Origin of the sequence: Secundilactobacillus oryzae JCM 18671, from assembly GCF_000740055.1 — a bacterium.
In the GTDB taxonomy this organism is placed as follows: Bacteria; Bacillota; Bacilli; order Lactobacillales; family Lactobacillaceae; genus Secundilactobacillus; species Secundilactobacillus oryzae.
The window spans coordinates 1-18,437 of sequence record NZ_BBJM01000012.1; the positions used below are offsets into that span (position 1 = coordinate 1).

Sequence of the window (18,437 nt, forward strand, 5' to 3'; positions counted from 1 at the left end):
GTAATCACTCCCTATATTGGTTGGAATTAGCTACTACCATTGTAAGTGATTGCTTTGGGCTTTTTAATTTCTGTTCGGATTAATTATAGAATTTGCCTTATGGAAATCAAAAATTTTTTATTGTTACTCCGACTATCAGAAGGCATTGGCATTCACGGCGAGAACTTAATCTATCAGTGGTTAGTCGAAAATGAGGTACCGGAAACGATTGAACCGAACCTAGAGCAACTATGTCGGATTGCCCGATTACGTTCAGACCACGCTAAACGATTTCGCGAAAGCTTCAATGCCCAACGGCAAAAACTTCACTTACAAAAGTTCCCAATGCAAATGAAATGGTTAACCATTCTAGATGCTGAGTATCCAGATCAGTTGCGTGAAATTTACCTGCCACCGATTGTGCTGTTTTATTCTGGTAACCTTGAATTATTGACCAGTTCACACTTGCTGGGTGTTGTGGGCGCTAGGAAAGCCTCTGGCTACTCTATTCGCGTTTTGAAGGACTTGGTTAGGCCGGCCGTTCAAACGGGACTGACGGTCGTTTCTGGGCTTGCTGAAGGCGTTGATCGACTGAGTCATCTCTGCGCCATTTCAGCTAAGCAACCGACGATTGGCGTCATTGGGACCGGGTTGGACGTCTTTTATCCGAAAACCAATGTCGCGCTGCAAAACGAAATGAGCCGTTATCACCTGGTGCTAAGTGAGTATGGACCGGGCGCTCGCGCGGAGCGACACCATTTTCCAGAACGAAATCGCATCATTGCGGGGTTGGTGCAGACCTTAATAGTGACGGAGGCCAAGCACCAAAGTGGCAGTCTCATTACCGCCAACCTAGCCTTACAGGAAAATCGCAATGTTCTTGCGGTTCCCGGAAATATTGACCAGCCACTATCGGCCGGTTGCAATGAGTTGATCAGTGCCGGTGCTAAACCAGTTCTAACCCCCCAAGATATTCTCGAAGAATTCACTATTTAGCTTCTATTAATAGTAGGTTAGGGAGCGAAGGTATTTGACTTTCTAAAAATCTTGAAATATGATGTGAAAGAATTGGAAAGCGATACCGCTAATCTTTATTTGGAATTGAGGGAGTAACTTAATGGCGACAACGAAGAAAAAATCGCGTGCAAAAACACAAAAGAAATTAGTAATTGTTGAATCTCCCGCAAAGGCGAAAACAATTGAAAAATACTTAGGCCGGACTTACAAGGTAATGGCAAGTCTGGGCCATATTAGAGATTTACCCAAGAGTAAAATGGGTATTGATTTTGATAATGATTTTGAACCCCATTACATCTCGATTCGAGGTAAGGGTGACGTCATCAAAAAACTGAGATCAGAAGCGAAAAAAGCTAAACAAGTCTATCTCGCAGCTGACCCGGACCGTGAAGGTGAATCCATCGCTTGGCACTTGTCCTACTTGTTAGGGCTGGATGTTAATGATAAAAACCGCGTGGTCTTTAACGAAATTACCAAAGATACGGTTAAGGACGCATTTAAGTCACCACGAAGCATCAACATGGACTTAGTGGACGCCCAACAAGCTCGTCGAATTTTAGACCGGTTAGTCGGTTACTCAATTTCACCATTGCTGTGGCAAAAGGTGAAGAAGGGCCTCAGTGCTGGACGAGTTCAATCAATCGCTTTGAAGTTAATCATTGATCGCGAAAATGAAATTAAGGCCTTTGAGCCAGTCGAATATTGGACCATCGACTCTGAGTTCAAAAAGGGACGTTCAAAGTTTATGGCCAGCTATTATGGTGTGAACGGCAAGAAAGTTGACTTGAACAACAACGATGATGTTCAAAAGATCTTAGGTCAATTAGACCGTGATGGTGATTTTGACATTACCAAGGTTGTAAAAAAAGAACGGAAACGGATGCCACAACCACCATTTACGACTAGTTCGATGCAACAAGAAGCGAACCGAAAGCTACGGTTCAGAACTCGTAAAACGATGATGGCAGCCCAACAGTTATATGAAGGAATCAATATTGGCGAGGGTGGTACTCAAGGTTTAATCACCTATATGCGTACCGACTCGACCCGGATTTCATCAATTGCCAAGCACGAAGCTTCACAGTTCCTACATGAGAAGTACGGTGCTGAGTATGCTGCAACGAAACCCGTTAAAGGTAAGTTGCCAGAAGGGGCCCAGGATGCCCATGAGGCGATTCGTCCTAGTTCGGTCTTTAGAACGCCGGCGAGCCTTAAAGATTATCTTTCAAACGACCAGTTCAAGTTGTACCAATTAATCTGGAACCGCTTCGTGGCCAGTCAAATGACGCCAGCAGTCATGGATACGATGGCAGTCACTATCGAACAAAACAAAGTGATGTTTCGGGCCAACGGTTCAAAGCTGAAGTTTGATGGGTTCCTTAAGATTTACAACAGTGACAAGGAAAAAGATAATCTATTACCTGACCTCAATGAGGGCGACACCGTCAAGCTAAGTAAGACGGATCCCGCCCAACACTTTACCCAGCCACCTGCACGTTACAGTGAAGCGAACTTGATCAAGGCGCTGGAAGAAAACGGGGTTGGTCGTCCTTCAACCTACGCACCAACGTTGGACACCATTCAACGTCGTTACTACGTGAAGCTTAATGCCCGGCGCTTCGAGCCAACCGAGTTAGGTGAAATCGTTAACGGTATTATCTTGGACTACTTCCCAGACATCGTGAACATCGACTTTACAGCGAACCTGGAAAAGGATCTCGATGGTGTTGAAGAAGGCGACAAGAACTGGGTTCAAGTCATCAAGGAATTCTACAAACCATTCTCTAAAGAGGTGGAACATGCTACCGAAGACTTGGAGAAGGTACAGATTAAAGAAGAGCTTGCTGGCTTCGACTGTGAAGTCTGTGGCTCGCCGATGGTCGTTAAAATGGGTAAGTACGGTAAGTTCTATGCCTGTTCAAGATTCCCAGATTGCCGTAACACCCAAGCAATCGTTAAAGAAATCGGCGTGATTTGTCCTAAGTGTCATAAGGGTCAAGTCATCGAACGGAAATCGAAGAAGAACCGAATCTTTTATGGTTGTTCAAGATATCCAGACTGTGACTTTGTCTCGTGGGATAAGCCAGTCGGCCGTGATTGTCCTAAGGATGGTCACTTCTTAGTCGAAAAGAAGGTTAAGGGCGGCCTCCAGGTCATCTGTCCTAATGGCGATTACGAAGAACCCGTTCAAAATTAATTGCTTATAAAACGAAAGACTCACTAATCGATGCACATGCATCTGATTAATGAGTCTTTTTTTTGCGAAAATTCTCAATAAAATGTTTAATTTGTTGAATTTTTTGCAATTATTTTATTTATCCATTTCTAAGATATAGCTTACCCTAATCATAGGTAGCGCTTATCCAGCTGTATCATGACTATAATAAGGTTTGTTGAACAGCTGTGTCTGAATTCGAAAATGATTGAAACCGATTTTATGAATCTTTTCTCATCAAAATTGTATTTTTATGGGCGAAAACCCGTTCTCTTGCCATTGTCGATTATTTAAAAAGATGATAAAGTACTTAAGTTAGGTATAAATTCTTAATTAAATTTAAGGATTTTACCGTGGAGATACGTAGGTCCATAAATACACAAAGAAATTGAGTTGATAAATTTTATGAATACAGAAAGCGCAGGAGTTATTTCATTCGGCGAAATCTTGCTGACGTTGCGCAAGCACATTATGTTAATCCTTGGTACCACGGTGGTTGTTACACTGGTTGCTGCCATTGTCACCGTCTTTTTCATGACACCTAAGTACACGTCGGGTACTCAAATATTGGTCAATCGAAAGATGTCTGCTGAAATGGCGGGAGCTCAACTGCAAGCTAACCAAGCTGATATTCAAATGATCAATACATACAAAGATATCATCACTAGCCCGGTAGTTCGGTCCAGTGTTGAAAAGCAATCCAATAACCTCCCGGGGGCTACTGATAGTGAAGTTTCAGTAGCAACCCAAACGAACTCACAGGTCTTTACGATTAACGTGACGTCAACTGATCCGTTCACTTCAGCCTTTGTCGCAAACAAAACCGCGCAAGTGTTTAAAAAGCGGATTGTGAAGATGATGAGTATTAATAACGTAACGATTGTTTCAAAGGCGAAGGCTAATAAGCAGCCTGTATCACCAAAAACAAAGCTCAACTTGTTAGCCGGTCTGGTACTAGGTTTGATTTTGGGAATTGGCTTAGCCTTCCTAAGTGAGTTTAACGACAAGACGGTTAAGGATGAGAAATTCCTGACCGAAACATTAGGACTTAACAGTCTTGGGATTATCAATGAAATTGAGCAAAAGGAAATCAATCGCTTGATTCAGAGAAAATCTGGTGGAATCGAAAGATCCAGCACACATCGTAGAAGGGTCTAGGTGAGCAAATGCCATTATTTAGAAGAAAACGTAAAATTAATAATGATAGTCTTAAAAACGGTGTTGGCTTAGTCGCCATCGACGATTCCAAGTCAATCGTAGCGGAACAGTTTAGAACTGTTCGGACGAACATCCAGTTTTCATCAGTGGATGAACAAGTTCAAACGCTCTTGATTACCTCCTCCGATCCATCAGAAGGGAAATCGACCGTTTCAATGAACTTGGCAGCCGTTTGGGCACAACAAGGCCAAAAGGTATTAGTTCTAGATGCCGATCTTCGTCGACCAACGGTTCACCGGACATTTAGCCTATCCAATCGGGCGGGATTATCAACCTACCTAAGTCATTTGGCTAGTTATGAAGATATTATTCAAGAGTCGGGAATGGAGAACTTATCCGTCATTACCAGTGGTCCGATTCCACCAAATCCCGCTGAATTATTGAACTCAAAGGGATTAAGTGACTTGTTAGAACAATTGAAGGCTAACTTTGACGTTGTCATTCTAGATGCACCGCCTGTTAACACGGTTACGGATGCTCAGTTGCTTGCCCATAAAACGGATGGCGTTATTTTAGTGGTTCCTCAGGGAATTGCTGAAAAGAGTAGTGTGGCTCATGCCGTTGATATGCTCAAAAAGGTGCATGCAAATATTTTAGGAACAGTCATGAATCGGTTCCAATCAAGTAAAGCTGCTGGCTATTACGGTGGTTACTACGGTGGTTATTATGGGGTAGATGAGAAGAATGATTGATCTACATTCTCATATCTTACCCGGAGTTGATGACGGTTCACCTGATATGGCGACTTCACTAAAACTAGCAGAGGCTGCCGTTAAACAGGGAATTACACATATGCTCTTGACGCCACATCACATGGATGGCGAGTTTATCAACCATAAAGCCGACGTTATTGAGAAAACGGCACAGTTTCAAGCAGAACTCAATGCGCATGATATTCCATTAACTGTTTTTCCGGGCCAGGAAGTTCACATCTCCGGTGAATTAATACAAGCGATTGACGATGATGATATTTTGTTCGCTGATGAGGATAATCAATACTTAATTCTGGAGTTACCACATAACGAAATTCCAGAGTATACGGATAAGCTATTGTTTGAGCTCCAGGCAAGGGGAATTACGCCTGTAATCGTTCATCCAGAGCGGAATCAAGGCTTTATCAAACATCCTGATAAGCTATATCAGTATGTCGAGCAGGGGTGTTTAACCCAACTAACGACGACCAGTTATATCGGGGGCTTTGGTCCAGAGATTCAAAAGTTTACAGGTCAAATTATTGATAGCAATTTAGGCTTTGTCTTTGCTTCAGATGCTCATAATTTTAAGGGAAGAAGCTTTAAAATGGTGCAGGCGTTCGAACTTTTGGCAGAGACTAAAGGCAAAGCATTTGCAGAACAGTACATTGAGAATGCTAAAGCAATTCTCAATGGAGACAGCATCATCCCTAGGGAAATACATCATGTTCGGAGTCAGAAAAAGCGAAAAAAGTTTTGGGGACTTTTTTAATTAACGATTGAAGACGTTTTTTAAATAAGGAGTGTTTGATTATGAAAGTAAATGGGTATAGCAATCAGCGAATACACCAGCTTGATAAAGAAGATATTTATAGTCGTCATGTCTATTACGACGTCAAGCGAGCTTTTGAACGGAATGCTCAAATTATTGCTGAACCGCAACGATTATACAAGTTGGTCGAGGATGGGGTCTTGGCACAGGTTACGGCCACCAGTCCAGTTTAGTAGGTACTTTTGGGGAACAAGTCCAGCGAACCGCAAAAGAATTCGTTAAGTGTGGTTTAGTTCAAGTGGTCGCATCAGATGCGCATACGCTGAAAAATCGGGGCTTTGCTATGACCAAGGCTTATGACGTATTAAATGAGATGAATTAGGAATATCCTGGACGTTTTGCAACCAACGCTCGGGATTTGTTGAATGGTGAACAGATTGATATTGGCAGAATTGAGATGCCACGAAAACAGCGAAAGCACTGGTTGTTTTAAAAGAAGGAGCGAGTTAAATGAAAGCATTAGTAACTGGAGGAGCGGGATTTATTGGTTCCCACCTTGTGGATCACTTGGTATCAGAAGGTTTGGACGTTGTCGTAGTTGATAACTTGTCCATGGGGGACTTACATAATATTAAGCATCAGGATGAAGTCACTATTTATGTTGAAGATGTCCGCAACGAAAAATTCATGCAACAATTGCTACAGGAAGAACAGCCTGATTATATTTACTTTTTAGCAGCTGTTGCTAGTGTGGCCGATTCGATTGAACGTCCAGCTGAAACCCATTCAGTGAATCAAACTGCAGTATTCAATATGTTGGAATATATTCGGAAGACTAATTTACCAATTAAACAGTTCCTATTTACGTCTTCGGCAGCGGTTTATGGTAATCTTCCAGAATTGCCTAAGAAAGAAGACTCACGAGTCGATCCACTATCACCATATGCGATTGATAAGTATGCAACGGAACGCTTTGTCTTGGCGTATGGTGAGCTATATGATTTGCCAACGGTCTGCGTTAGATTTTTCAATGTGTATGGTCCGGGTCAAAATCCTAGTTCACCGTACTCAGGTGTTTTGTCGATTTTAACGGATTGTTTGCAAAATAATAAGCCTTTTACATTATACGGTGATGGTAGCCAGACACGTGACTTCGTTTATGTTGAAGATGTGATTCAGGCGCTTTGGCTGATTACCAAGAGTAAAACGGCACATGAGGTGTTCAATATTGCAAACGGTAATGAAACCAGTCTAAATTCAATTATTGAGACATACGAAAAGGTAGCAGGAATTTCATTAAAAGTAAAAATGATGCCAGGCCGTGATGGGGAAGTAAAACGTTCGGTAGCTAATATCGGTAAGTTAGTTAAATTAGGTTATACAACAAAATGGTCATTAGAATCAGGATTAAACAAATATTGGGAAGGGGCACAACAAAGTGAAACAAGTCGAAATTAATGAAATAGTCAAAGTTGGTCGTGTTCAACCCCAGACAAACTACCACTTTCCAATGATGATTGGAAAACCAGTTTCCGGTTGGAAATTGGTTGTGAAACGAGTTTTTGATTTGATTGTTGGGTTAATTGGTACAGTCTTGAGTTCACCGATTGTTTTGGTGTTTGCTATTTTTGTGAAGCTGACATCTAAGGGCCCAGCCTTTTATAAGCAAGAACGAGTTGGGCTGATGGGAAAGAGCTTTAATGTAATTAAGCTGCGGTCTATGTATCAGGATGCTGAAGCGCGAACGGGTGCGGTTTGGGCCCAAAAGAATGATCCGCGAATTACGCCCATTGGTCGGTTTATGCGAAAAACTCGTTTAGACGAATTACCGCAATTTTGGAATGTGTTAAAAGGTGATATGAGTTTGGTGGGACCGCGACCAGAACGACCAGTACTAACCGAGGAGTTTAGTCGTCAATTTTCAGATTTCCCTAAACGGTTACGAATTATTCCTGGTATTACAGGGTATGCACAAATTAATGGTGGCTACGATATTATGCCAGATGAGAAATGTAAGCTGGATAATTACTATATTGAACATTTTTCGGTTTGGTTCGATATTAAAATGTTATTTGGAACTGTCAAAATTGTGTTTACTGGGGGTGGGGCGCGATAGTGAAGATTGTTTATGTAATTACGCAGGCAACTTGGGGTGGGGCGCAAGCTCATCTATATAGCTTAATAAAGTATCAGGCTGCGATTGGTAACAATATCACACTGGTTTGTGGGAGTAGTGGACGGTTAAGTGAACAAATAAAAAAAGAGTTCCATTCTGTTGAGGTAATCTCAATTTCTAGTCTTGTACGTCGTATTTCACCAATTAATGACTTAAAAGCCGTCCATGCATTAAGAGGATTACTGCGCAATATACGACCAGACATTGTGCATTTACATTCTTCAAAGGCTGGTATGGTTGGAAGACTTGCAGCCGCTGGGTTGTCAATGAAAGTGATTTTTACAGTACACGGATGGGGATTCACACCGGGTGTAGGCACCAAACGTCAGATTTTAATGAAATATATTGAAAAAATATTACAGCCGTTGGCAACATATTATATCTGTGTTTCCAAATTTGATTATGATTTGGGTGTGAAAAATCGTGTTATTACAGCAAAGCATCCAGGATTCGTCATACATAATGGCGTTTCAGAGTTGAGTTTTCCAGTAAAAAAACGGGAGTCATTTGTTTTGTCGATGGCTGCACGTTTTGATGTGCCAAAAAGACAAGATGTAGTGATTAGAGCATTGTCGTATATACCTGATGATGTCCCGATTGTATGTAATTTTCTTGGTGATGGTCCTCTTGTTCAAGAATGTAAAAGCTTAGCCCAAAGTTTACACGTCGGTTCAAAAGTTAAATTTTATGGTGTTGTTGATAATGTTCAGAAGTATTATAGCCAGTCAGATGCGGCCATTTTAATTTCTGATTATGAAGCACTACCAATCAGTTTAGTTGAGGCGTTGGCACAAAGTTTACCAATAGTTGCCTCTAATGTAGGTGGAATCAATGAATTGATAGACCGTAATGGCTTTTTGGTTAAGAATGATCCCCAAGAAATTTCGGAAAAGCTTCTTTTACTATACAAATCAAATCAGATTGATGAAATAAAGAATAATTCTTATGAGATGTATCAACGACATTACACTGAGAGTGAAATGCTTGAAGAAACACAAGATTGTTATTTGCGATGCCTGGCATAATGGAAGGAGAGTATTGCCAATGACAAAGATTGTCCATGTTTTATTTTCTTCCAAATTAGGTGGAGCTGAACAAGTCGCTATTAATATTAGTAAGAACTTGAGTGGAAGCTATAATTTTGTTTATGTTTCTCCATCTGGACCAATACAGGAAAGTCTGAAAACTTTGGGAATTCAGTATCAAAGCTTTACCCCTAAAAAAATTTGTGAATTTAAGCATAAGATTGAAGCACTTAAGCCAGATATTATACATGCACATGATTTTAAGGCTAGCTTTTTAGTCAACTTACTTTTTAATAATATTCCGATTATTACACATATACATCAGGCACCTAAGTGGCAAACTAGTTACAATTGGAAAAGCATTGCTTTTCAATATATAGCAAAAAAAAGTTCACAGATAATATATGTTTCAGATTGGGCTAAAGAGTCCTATGTTTTTCAAGATAAACTAAAAAATGCATCCGTTATTCCTAATGGAATTGATACTTTGCATGTAATTAAAATGTCCAAGGTGAAAACATCAACGGTTTTTGACTTATTATTCGTTGGTCGTCTTGAAGCGGTTAAGGATCCTGAAAGATTTGTGAAAATTGTGAAGCGGTTATTGAAAAAAATTCCTGAATTAAAAGTTGGAATTATTGGAGATGGCACCCTAAAAGAACGTATAAGTGAGCAGATTGAGAATATAGCACAAATTGAATTGTTAGGCTTCAGCAGTAATCCATACAAGTATATGGTAAATGCCAAGGTGGTGCTATCAACTTCAAAGTCGGATGCCTTTGGACTAACGATGGTTGAGGCGGCTTTACTTGGTGCAATTCCATTTGCTCCAAGTATCGGAGGAATCGCACAAACTACCTCCAAAGTAAATGGTATTGTCTATTCCAGTGATGATGAATTAGTAGAATTATTATCCCGTGTTTTTTCAGATGTAGTATTTTACAAAAAAACTACATCTGAAATGTCGAAAGTCGAAATGAATTATTATGATCAGGGAAGATTTATTGAGCAGATACGACAAGAGTATGAAGGGGTATTGAATAATGGGCGAAACAGATAATTATACTGGCGGAATGCTTTTGAAGCCTCTTTTATTCATTACTGATTTTTATTTGATTTATCAACCCAATTTTTGGACTAGTAGCTATATTCCTACGGTAATTACGCTAGGGATTACAATTGTTTTTATCATGATGTTGTCACCTTATGAAGTGTTGCGGAGTATATATCAATTAAAAATTTTTGTGATTGGTGTGATATTGTCGCTGGGATACTTTGCTTTTAGAGCGATGCTATCTGGAAATGATCCACGTGTTTTTCAAAATGTTATTATCATTCTAAATGTTATTTCGCTAGTATTATGGTTAGAAGTTCTCCGCAAGTATTTTCACTTTACAAAAAATGATGTGTTAACTTGGATGCTATGGATGGTGGTTGTCCAATGTTTTTTTGCTCTGATAATGCTGGCAAGCTCAGGCATACGGGCAACTATTTTGGCAAAAACAGCCACTAATATTATTGATAATCAGCTTGTTTGAGAGCGTAAAATATCTTGTGTAAATGCATAAAAGATTTCTGAATTGTATAGAAATAGGGAATGCCCTCTAAATATGAAGGCTTTGGATTATCGGCGGTAGAAATGTTAGCTTTAAGGAAACCAGCAATTGCTAGTAATGTTGGCGGGTTGAAAGATATTATTAACAATGATTGTGGTAAGTTAATTGATGGCTTTGATGCTGATGAATACGTTGAAACATACTTTAAATTACTCGAGCCAGAAGTGTATAAGCAAAAATCACAAGGTGCATTATTAACTTCAAAGAAGTTTGCGAATACCAAGCGATTTAGTGCTAATTTTATGAATATTTATATGGAGGCATTAAAATGCCAGAATTAACAATTTTAACTCCATGCTTTAACCGCAAGCCTCGAATGAAGAAATTACTAGAAAGTTTAGAACAACAAACCATTTTTGATTTTCAATGGTTAATAATCGATGATGGGAGTACCGATGGAACGAAGGAATGGTTTGATCAACTTGATAAAGCTTTATACTCTTTTAAAATAGATTACTATTATAAGAAAAATGGTGGCAAGCATACTGCCTTAAATTATTCTCATCAATTTATAAAGGGCAAATATATTGTTATTGTTGATAGTGATGATCGCTTAGTTGATAATGCGGTAGAAACTATTTTGACGTATTGGCGAAAATATGAATCTGATTCCCAAATTGGTGGCATTACCTTTCAAAGAGGAGAACTAAGAAATCATCGAAAATTTGACGATAAAATCGTTGGGGTTAAAGAATCAACATTTAGTGCCATGACTAATGAGGGAATGTCAGGAGACCATTGCGAAACATTTAGGACGAGTTTATTTAGACAACGTAACTTTCCAGTATTTAGGGATGAAAAATTTGTCGCAGAGGCTGCTATGTGGTATTTCATCACTCGAAATTATCATGTGATATATGTTGATGATGTTGTTTATTTAGCTGAATACTTAGATGGTGGATTGACAAAATCGGGAAGAAGCTTACGAATATCGAATCCTAGAGGGAGTCGGTGGCATGCAAGAGCTTTTTTGAATTCCGATTTTAACTTTCGGATTAGGATAAAAAATTCCCTTTTGTTTAATACGTACTCTCATTTTATTGGAGAAAATTACTTTAAAGCTGTTTCTACAACAACCAATAGTCGATTTATATTGACTATAAATTGGCTACCAAGTTATGGTTTATATTATATTTGGAAGAAAAAATATGGTAATTAATGCTTTAGATTATTAATAAGTTAAGGTAGGAGTTAACTAATGATGAATGATATTAATTGGCAAAAAGAGAAAACGCTCATTTTAACTCAGACTGATCCTAATGTTGACGTTATGTTTAAGAGCTGGCTAAAGTATGGCCTACATGCGGACGTTATATTTAAGAATATATCTAAACCTTTAAGAGCTATTAGGAGGGTAGTAGCAACTAATTTGCCTGCAAACTTTCTTGCTGGTTGGCTTAACGATTGGAAAAATGAACTAGATAAATATGAAACTATTATCATTCATGCTAGTGAGTTAACTTCTCACTTGCCAACATATATTCATCAAATAAATCCGCAAGCTAGGATTATTTACTGGTATTGGAATCCGGTTAATAGCCATACTTTGCCTTCCTTGGTTACTGATTCAGATGTAGAATTTTGGACATTCGATAAGGGGGACCAGGGAAAATATAATATGAATTTTAATATTCAGTATTATTCGGGGATGGATAATGTAAAAAAAACTAAATTGAAAAATGATATTTATTTCATTGGTCATGATAAGGGAAGAAAACAAGAGATTGATAATATCCTTGAAAAAGTGAAAGCTTCAAATCTTAAATATAGAGCGGATATATTATCAGATGGGTCAAAAAATTATATTCCATATGATACAGTAAAAAAAAGGGTGTTAGAATCACGCGCTATTTTAGAAGTAAATCAACAAGGGCAAAAAGGGTACACTCTTCGTGCACTTGAGGCTTTATTTTTAGAAAAAAAGCTAATAACAACTAATAAAAGCATTATTAATGAGGACTTTTATTCATCTAATAATATTTTTGTTGTTGATGTAGATGATTGGGAAAGACTTCCAATTATAATAAAATCGCCATATTACAAAAAAGTAAATCGTTTTAAGAATGAGTATGATGTTAATAAGTGGTTCAGTAATTTTTTTAGGCTTGAATTTACACTTTAAGTGCAACACTAATTAAATAAAGAATGGCCCATGGCCAAATTTCTGTAAAATGATGTTTGCGAAAACAATCATGAAAGGAATTTAGCCATGGACCACTACAAGCATATTACCATAGATGAACGGGAAACTATCTTTTTAATGAGGAATCATGGAAACTCACTTCGTGAGATTGCCAGCCATATCAAGAAAAGTTACTCAACCATTTCTCGAGAATTAAGCCGTAATTCTACTGGTAAATCCTATTCACCTTCGAAGGCTCAGGAGAAGTACAAACAGCGCAAAGGCAATTGTGGCAGAGTCTCTCTTTTGAGTAACCCTCAGGTGTTTGAAGTGGTGAGAGAACACTTCTGCGAAGACCTTTGGTCTCCGGAAGAAATATCGAATCGCTTGGCAGTCGAAAAGTATCCGGTGCAGATCAGTACCACGACTATTTACCGTGGGATTTTCAATGGCTTATTTGATAATTTATTTAAATCTGGCAGCTCTAGTGCCGTGCGCCATCTAAGGCATCACGGCAAGTCTCGCCACAATAAAGCTTATCAAGAAAAGCGAGGCAAGATTCCAATCCCCACAAGATTCATGATCGTCCGCGAGAAGCTGACAACCGTGTAGAAATTGGTCACTGGGAAGGTGATACCGCGTTAGGCAAAAGCGGAAAGGCTTGTGTCGTTACATTGGTTGACCGAAAATCTCGTTACCTGCTTATTGGTAAAGCTGCTAAAAGAACTTCAGAAGCAGTCACGGATACTTTGAGCGACTTAATGAAGCTATGGCCTGGTAGATCGTTAACGATTACCCCGGATAGGGGTAAAGAGTTTGCCAAAGTTCAATGTTTAACTGATAAGTTTGGTACGCCCTTCTACTTTCCCGATCCTCACTCTCCTTGGCAACGAGGAACTAACGAAAATACTAACGGCTTGCTTCGCGAATATTTGCCAAAAGGAACTGACCTTGATTCAATTACTGACCGCCGGATACAAGCATATGCAGAACAAATGAATAATCGTCCCCGTAAATGTCTCGGATGGAAAACGCCTTATGAAATATTCTTTAATGTAGTGTTGCACTTAATTTGACAGTTCAAGGGAGTAAATAATAATGTATCTTGTTTTAGCTTTATTAATAGCTTTAGGACTATTTTTTCCCCAAAGTAAGTTGGTAATAGTAATTGATGTAGTGGTGCTTGGTCTTATAGTAGGTTTAAGGACAAATAGTATGGACTATTATAATTATTTACTTGAGTACAATACGGCGCAAATAGTTCCCCCATCACTAGCGGATTTTCCAGGATATAATATTATAATGAGATGGAGCCAATATATAGGATTAGATTTCACGCAATTTGTATTAGTAATGGCATTTATTTCCTTTACTTTAATGATCACTGGGATGATGATATTTAGTCAATATGTCCCATTTGCAATGGCCCTTTTTATAGTATATCCATTTGGTCATGAGGCAATTCAAATGCGAACCTTTTTAGCTGATGCGCTGGTAATATGTGCACTTCCCTTACTATTAATAGATCATAAGACAAGAATGAAAAATATCTTATCAAAAAGCATCTTTTTTATCCTTGTATTTTTTGCAAGTAGAATACATACGCTTTGTTGGTTCTATTTAGCTATAGCTGCAATATATTTATTTTTAAGAAGAAAAAAATGGTATGTTCCACTTATTATTATCATTACCATAATAACAATGCTACTTATTAGATTGAATATACTTACTCGTCTTATGATGGTTATTTCTTCGAGCGATAAATTAGATCACTGGGTTCAGGGGTCTTCTGGGCTTGGTATGATTTTTTATACTTTTTTAACAATGGTTTTATATTTGTTAATTAGGTACTCTATTTTGAATATGGTAAAAAATGAAACAGATAAAGTTTCTAAACAAGTAAAAATTAATATTTTAAGCTACTCAACGTGTCTTTTATTGATTATACCTTTATTAACCTATGATATAACCTTTAACAGATTATGGCGAATTTTCTTGATTTTACTGTATCTTATGGCCGGAGAATATTTATACCGAACGCATTTCGATCGAAATAAATTAATCTACATTTTTGCTTTATTGGCAATGGTTATTAGTATGTTTATTATAGAAAATGAATTAACTATTTTAAATTCATTAAATTAATAGGGTGATCTTATGAAAATAAATATGGTCTTACCAGGAATAGGACATTCTGGTGGGGTACAGATGGCTATCGATTATCTAAACTATTTTGCGCGTCATGATAATGACGTTATATGCTATGTTCCGTTTACTGGTGCATACTATGGGTGGAAAAGAATTTTATTTCCTAAGGCAATGTATCGAATTATTAAATCTAAAGACCTGCAGGGAAAATGGATTTCACATAAAATTAATATAAAATTTGTGCCTTATATTAATAATCTCTATGTTAGAGATGCTGATATTACAATTGCAACAAGTTGGTTAACAAGCTATTGGGTTTATAATTTAAAACAGGAAAAGGGCGCTAAAGTATATTTTGTTCAGGACTTTGAAACTTGGGGTAATGATAAGGAAAATAACAAGGTTAAAGCAAGTTATCAGTTGCCGTATGATTTACGAATTTCAGTTAGTACAGAACTCCATGACAGATTAATACAGGAAACAAAAGCAAGTTCAATAGTTATCTGTAATGGTCTCCCTAAAGAGTCTATTCGTAAATTTTCTAAAATCAATAGCGAAAAACTTGTTATTGGTTTTCCTTTTAGAGAGAAACGTGCAGTTCAGCAGGATATAAAAAATACAGAATTTGGTACTAACAGCTTACTAAAATTTGTGCATGAAAATCCAGAAATAAAGGTAAAAACATTTGGTTTTAAAAAACCAATAGAATTTCCTAAACTAATAGAATTTCTTGAGAATCCCAGCAAGGATGAACTAAATAAGTGGTATGATTCTATTGATATTTTTTATGTTCCTAGTTTATATGAAGGCTGGGGGTTACCTGCAATGGAAGCGATGGCTCGTGGGTGTGCAGTAATAGGTGCAAATACTGGATGTCTTAAGGAATTTGGTAAGCATTTAGAAAATTGTTATAAAATTAATAATATGACGAATCAGCAAGAACTATTTCAAGGGTTAGAACTGCTAATTAAAGCAGATGATTTAAGACAAAAAATTTCTGAAAATGCAATTAAAATAGTGAACAATTATACTTTTGAAAATAAGGCACAAAAGTTTTTAGAACTTCTTGAAAAACTAAATTCAGAAGGAGCGATTAATTGAGTAATAGTAATAAAAAACAGTGTTCCTTGGGAGTCAATGCTATTCTTAATGGCTTACAAAGTGTATTAAATCTAATTTTTCCACTGATAACATTTCCATACGTTTCTAGAATTCTTTCTGTTGATGGAATGGGAATATATAATTTTTCAAATACATATGTAGGATATTTTTTATTAATTGCTGGTTTGGGCATTACTACATATGCGGTTAGAGAGGGAGCTAAATTTAGAGATAATTATAGGAAAATGAGTGATTTTTCTAGTGAGATATTCACTCTTAATATGATTTCTACACTGATAGCGTACATTTTATTGGTATTGAGCCTATTAATCTTTAATGCATTAAATACCTATGCACTATGTATTTTGATTTTCAGTGTTCAAATATTATTCACCACTTTGGGGACAAATTGGCTTTATGTTATCTATGAAGATTATGCGTATATAACAAGTAGAAATATTGCTTTCAAAATAGTTTCTGTTATCTTGTTATTTGTTTTTGTGAAAAAGCCTACTGATTATTTTGTTTATGCGTGGATAACGGTATTAGCTTCAGTAGGATCGAATATCTTGAATTATATTCATGCAAAATCATTTGTTAATTTACGCTTTTTATGGAGAACAAAATGGAAAACTCATTTAAAACCTATCTTGATTATCTTTGCATCAGCAGTAGCAGTTAATATATATGTATCATCTGACAATACGATTCTTGGTTTAATAAAGGGAAATTATGAAGTTGGTATTTATGGTGTTTCGGTAAAGATTTATACAATTGTTGCGAGTTTACTAACCGCAATTTTAACCGTGACAATTCCACGACTCTCCGCTCTGTATGGTAAAAAATTATTTGATGAATACCATGCTCTATTAAATAGGCTAATGAACTTATTAATTATTTTAGCTTTTCCTGCTATGACGGGATTGATGATGCTTAGCAAAAATATTGTAATAATTATTGCAGGAGAAAAATATATACAGGCTTCTACTTCTTTAGCAATTATTGCCTGGGCAATTTTATTCTCACTATTTAGCTGGATTTTTTCCGATTGCGTTTTACTTCCAGCTAAAAGAGAAAAGTATCTTCTAAAAAACACGATTATTACAGCGATATTTAACATCTTAATCAATTTAATTTTTATACCACTATGGTCATATGATGGTGCAGCACTGAGTACTGTTTTAGCAGAAGTAATGTCTGTAACAATGAATGCCTATTATGGAAGAGATATTTTAAAACGAACATTTTCTAACAGATCAATTTTGAAAAATATTTTTGATTCTTTAGTTGGTTGTATTGTTGTTGTGATAATTTGCTATGTGGTTAACTCAAACATCGATTCATATATAATTGGCTTAATAATTTCGGTATCACTTGCCATTGTAGCTTATTTTTCGGTTTTGTTATTAATGAAAAACTTGGCATTTAAAGAGTTTATTAGGGCTGTAAGTAATGTACTACAAAGAAGGAGAAGCAGATCATGAAAGGAATAATTTTAGCCGGTGGGTCAGGAACCCGTCTTTATCCAATTACGCGTGGTATTTCAAAACAATTGATTCCGGTTTATGATAAGCCGATGATTTATTATCCTTTATCGACTTTAATGTTAGCTGGAATTCGTGATATTTTAGTTATTTCAACCCCTGAATATATGCCTCTTTTTCAAGACTTATTAGGGGATGGTTCTAATTTAGGACTTAATTTTTCATATAAAGTGCAGGAACACCCTAATGGCTTAGCGGAAGCTTTTATTCTTGGCGAAGAGTTCATTGGGGATGATAGTGTTTGCTTAATTCTTGGTGATAATATTTATTATGGGGCAGGTTTATCGGACTTAGTTCAGTCGGCGGCTAAAAAGACTGACGGGGCAACTGTCTTTGGTTATCATGTCAATGATCCTGAACGGTTTGGGGTCGTTGACTTTGATGATCAGATGCATGCTTTATCAATAGAAGAGAAGCCGGCTCATCCCAAGAGTAATTATGCGGTTACTGGTTTGTACTTCTATGATAATCAGGTCGTTGATATTGCTAAAAATATCAAGCCATCGGATCGGGGAGAACTTGAGATTACTGACGTTAATAAGGAATACCTACGTCAAGGCAAGCTGGATGTGAAGTTAATGGGTCGTGGCTATGCCTGGCTTGATACGGGGACCCATGATTCAATGTTGGAAGCAGCTAACTTCATTGCTACAATTGAAAAACGGCAAAACCTTAAAGTGGCTTCCCTTGAAGAAATTGCCTACCGGATGGGCTACATTAATAAAGAAGAATTAGCAGAACTGGCGCAACCGTTAAAGAAAAGTGATTACGGTCAGTATTTATTACGGTTAGCGGAACAGGAGAATTAAGAT

19 protein-coding genes and 1 pseudogene are annotated in these 18,437 nt (G+C 37.4%); all 20 read left to right on the plus strand.

What is annotated here, in order from left to right; translation table 11 throughout:
- The first annotated feature begins 99 nt into the window (after positions 1–99).
- The 20 genes and pseudogenes from dprA to rfbA all read left to right on the plus strand — a co-directional run bounded on the left by dprA (position 100) and on the right by rfbA (position 18,434).
- Positions 100–975: a DNA-processing protein DprA gene (dprA, locus tag LOSG293_RS04270; protein WP_034527450.1), complete on the plus strand. Its 876-nt coding sequence runs from the start codon at positions 100–102 to the stop codon at positions 973–975.
- 121 nt (positions 976–1,096) lie between these two features.
- The gene (topA, locus tag LOSG293_RS04275; protein WP_034527452.1) at positions 1,097–3,193 is read left to right on the plus strand and encodes a type I DNA topoisomerase; all 2,097 of its coding nucleotides are present in this window, start codon (positions 1,097–1,099) and stop codon (positions 3,191–3,193) included.
- 423 nt (positions 3,194–3,616) lie between these two features.
- Positions 3,617–4,369: a YveK family protein gene (locus LOSG293_RS04280; RefSeq protein WP_034527454.1), complete on the plus strand. Its 753-nt coding sequence runs from the start codon at positions 3,617–3,619 to the stop codon at positions 4,367–4,369.
- Positions 4,370–4,377: 8 nt separating this feature from the next.
- Complete coding sequence (locus tag LOSG293_RS04285) at positions 4,378–5,121, plus strand: CpsD/CapB family tyrosine-protein kinase (protein ID WP_034527456.1); 744 nt, start codon at positions 4,378–4,380, stop codon at positions 5,119–5,121.
- Positions 5,114–5,893 carry a tyrosine-protein phosphatase gene (locus tag LOSG293_RS04290; protein WP_439950830.1) on the plus strand — a complete coding sequence of 260 codons (780 nt, stop codon included), beginning with the start codon at positions 5,114–5,116 and terminating at the stop codon, positions 5,891–5,893. Before LOSG293_RS04285 ends, LOSG293_RS04290 begins: the two co-directional genes overlap by 8 nt.
- A gap of 41 nt (positions 5,894–5,934) precedes the next feature.
- Positions 5,935–6,126: a hypothetical protein gene (locus LOSG293_RS10120; RefSeq protein WP_235786806.1), complete on the plus strand. Its 192-nt coding sequence runs from the start codon at positions 5,935–5,937 to the stop codon at positions 6,124–6,126.
- On the plus strand, positions 6,069–6,275 hold the full coding sequence (locus LOSG293_RS10125) for a CpsB/CapC family capsule biosynthesis tyrosine phosphatase (RefSeq protein WP_235786808.1): 207 nt from the start codon (positions 6,069–6,071) through the stop codon (positions 6,273–6,275). Before LOSG293_RS10120 ends, LOSG293_RS10125 begins: the two co-directional genes overlap by 58 nt.
- Positions 6,276–6,403: 128 nt before the next feature.
- Positions 6,404–7,351, plus strand: a complete 948-nt coding sequence (locus LOSG293_RS04300) for an NAD-dependent epimerase/dehydratase family protein (protein WP_034527461.1) — start codon at positions 6,404–6,406, stop codon at positions 7,349–7,351.
- On the plus strand, positions 7,332–8,009 hold the full coding sequence (locus LOSG293_RS04305) for a sugar transferase (protein WP_034527464.1): 678 nt from the start codon (positions 7,332–7,334) through the stop codon (positions 8,007–8,009). The genes LOSG293_RS04300 and LOSG293_RS04305 overlap by 20 nt, the downstream gene beginning before the upstream one ends.
- Entirely contained in the window at positions 8,009–9,094 is a 1,086-nt protein-coding gene (locus LOSG293_RS04310) for a glycosyltransferase family 4 protein (RefSeq protein WP_034527467.1), read from the plus strand. Before LOSG293_RS04305 ends, LOSG293_RS04310 begins: the two co-directional genes overlap by 1 nt.
- Positions 9,095–9,113: 19 nt before the next feature.
- Positions 9,114–10,154 carry a glycosyltransferase gene (locus tag LOSG293_RS04315; protein WP_034527470.1) on the plus strand — a complete coding sequence of 347 codons (1,041 nt, stop codon included), beginning with the start codon at positions 9,114–9,116 and terminating at the stop codon, positions 10,152–10,154.
- Positions 10,138–10,632 (plus strand): hypothetical protein, encoded by a 495-nt coding sequence (locus LOSG293_RS04320; protein ID WP_034527547.1) that lies wholly within the window; start codon positions 10,138–10,140, stop codon positions 10,630–10,632. The genes LOSG293_RS04315 and LOSG293_RS04320 overlap by 17 nt, the downstream gene beginning before the upstream one ends.
- A gap of 59 nt (positions 10,633–10,691) precedes the next feature.
- Entirely contained in the window at positions 10,692–10,991 is a 300-nt protein-coding gene (locus LOSG293_RS04325) for a glycosyltransferase (protein WP_081919894.1), read from the plus strand.
- Positions 10,979–11,869, plus strand: a complete 891-nt coding sequence (locus LOSG293_RS04330; RefSeq protein WP_051907215.1) for a glycosyltransferase family 2 protein — start codon at positions 10,979–10,981, stop codon at positions 11,867–11,869. The genes LOSG293_RS04325 and LOSG293_RS04330 overlap by 13 nt, the downstream gene beginning before the upstream one ends.
- 39 nt (positions 11,870–11,908) lie before the next feature.
- Complete coding sequence (locus LOSG293_RS04335; RefSeq protein WP_034527473.1) at positions 11,909–12,832, plus strand: WaaS/CpsH family glycosyltransferase; 924 nt, start codon at positions 11,909–11,911, stop codon at positions 12,830–12,832.
- Between the two features lie 87 nt (positions 12,833–12,919).
- A pseudogene (locus LOSG293_RS04340) lies at positions 12,920–13,908 on the plus strand (IS30 family transposase).
- Positions 13,909–13,930: 22 nt separating this feature from the next.
- Complete coding sequence (locus LOSG293_RS04345) at positions 13,931–14,977, plus strand: EpsG family protein (RefSeq protein WP_034527475.1); 1,047 nt, start codon at positions 13,931–13,933, stop codon at positions 14,975–14,977.
- A 63-nt stretch (positions 14,978–15,040) separates the two neighbouring features.
- Complete coding sequence (locus LOSG293_RS04350) at positions 15,041–16,081, plus strand: glycosyltransferase family 4 protein (protein ID WP_160171704.1); 1,041 nt, start codon at positions 15,041–15,043, stop codon at positions 16,079–16,081.
- Positions 16,078–17,565: a flippase gene (locus LOSG293_RS04355; protein WP_034527481.1), complete on the plus strand. Its 1,488-nt coding sequence runs from the start codon at positions 16,078–16,080 to the stop codon at positions 17,563–17,565. Before LOSG293_RS04350 ends, LOSG293_RS04355 begins: the two co-directional genes overlap by 4 nt.
- On the plus strand, positions 17,562–18,434 hold the full coding sequence (rfbA, locus tag LOSG293_RS04360) for a glucose-1-phosphate thymidylyltransferase RfbA (protein ID WP_034527484.1): 873 nt from the start codon (positions 17,562–17,564) through the stop codon (positions 18,432–18,434). The genes LOSG293_RS04355 and rfbA overlap by 4 nt, the downstream gene beginning before the upstream one ends.
- The last annotated feature ends 3 nt before the right edge of the window (positions 18,435–18,437 follow it).

Excerpts from the sequence above, each read along its gene's own strand:
- LOSG293_RS04345 (WP_034527475.1), top strand. The coding sequence starts at position 13,931 with ATGTATCTTGTTTTAGCTTTATTAATAGCTTTAGGACTATTTTTTCCC.
- LOSG293_RS04290 (WP_439950830.1), top strand. The coding sequence starts at position 5,114 with ATGATTGATCTACATTCTCATATCTTACCCGGAGTTGATGACGGTTCA.
- LOSG293_RS04315 (WP_034527470.1), top strand. The coding sequence starts at position 9,114 with ATGACAAAGATTGTCCATGTTTTATTTTCTTCCAAATTAGGTGGAGCT.
- LOSG293_RS04280 (WP_034527454.1), top strand. The coding sequence starts at position 3,617 with ATGAATACAGAAAGCGCAGGAGTTATTTCATTCGGCGAAATCTTGCTG.
- topA (WP_034527452.1), top strand. The coding sequence starts at position 1,097 with ATGGCGACAACGAAGAAAAAATCGCGTGCAAAAACACAAAAGAAATTA.
- LOSG293_RS04335 (WP_034527473.1), top strand. The coding sequence starts at position 11,909 with ATGATGAATGATATTAATTGGCAAAAAGAGAAAACGCTCATTTTAACT.
- LOSG293_RS04300 (WP_034527461.1), top strand. The coding sequence starts at position 6,404 with ATGAAAGCATTAGTAACTGGAGGAGCGGGATTTATTGGTTCCCACCTT.
- rfbA (WP_034527484.1), top strand. The coding sequence starts at position 17,562 with ATGAAAGGAATAATTTTAGCCGGTGGGTCAGGAACCCGTCTTTATCCA.
- LOSG293_RS04330 (WP_051907215.1), top strand. The coding sequence starts at position 10,979 with ATGCCAGAATTAACAATTTTAACTCCATGCTTTAACCGCAAGCCTCGA.
- LOSG293_RS04325 (WP_081919894.1), top strand. The coding sequence starts at position 10,692 with ATGCCCTCTAAATATGAAGGCTTTGGATTATCGGCGGTAGAAATGTTA.
- LOSG293_RS04350 (WP_160171704.1), top strand. The coding sequence starts at position 15,041 with ATGGCTATCGATTATCTAAACTATTTTGCGCGTCATGATAATGACGTT.
- LOSG293_RS04285 (WP_034527456.1), top strand. The coding sequence starts at position 4,378 with ATGCCATTATTTAGAAGAAAACGTAAAATTAATAATGATAGTCTTAAA.
- LOSG293_RS04320 (WP_034527547.1), top strand. The coding sequence starts at position 10,138 with ATGGGCGAAACAGATAATTATACTGGCGGAATGCTTTTGAAGCCTCTT.
- LOSG293_RS10120 (WP_235786806.1), top strand. The coding sequence starts at position 5,935 with ATGAAAGTAAATGGGTATAGCAATCAGCGAATACACCAGCTTGATAAA.
- dprA (WP_034527450.1), top strand. The coding sequence starts at position 100 with ATGGAAATCAAAAATTTTTTATTGTTACTCCGACTATCAGAAGGCATT.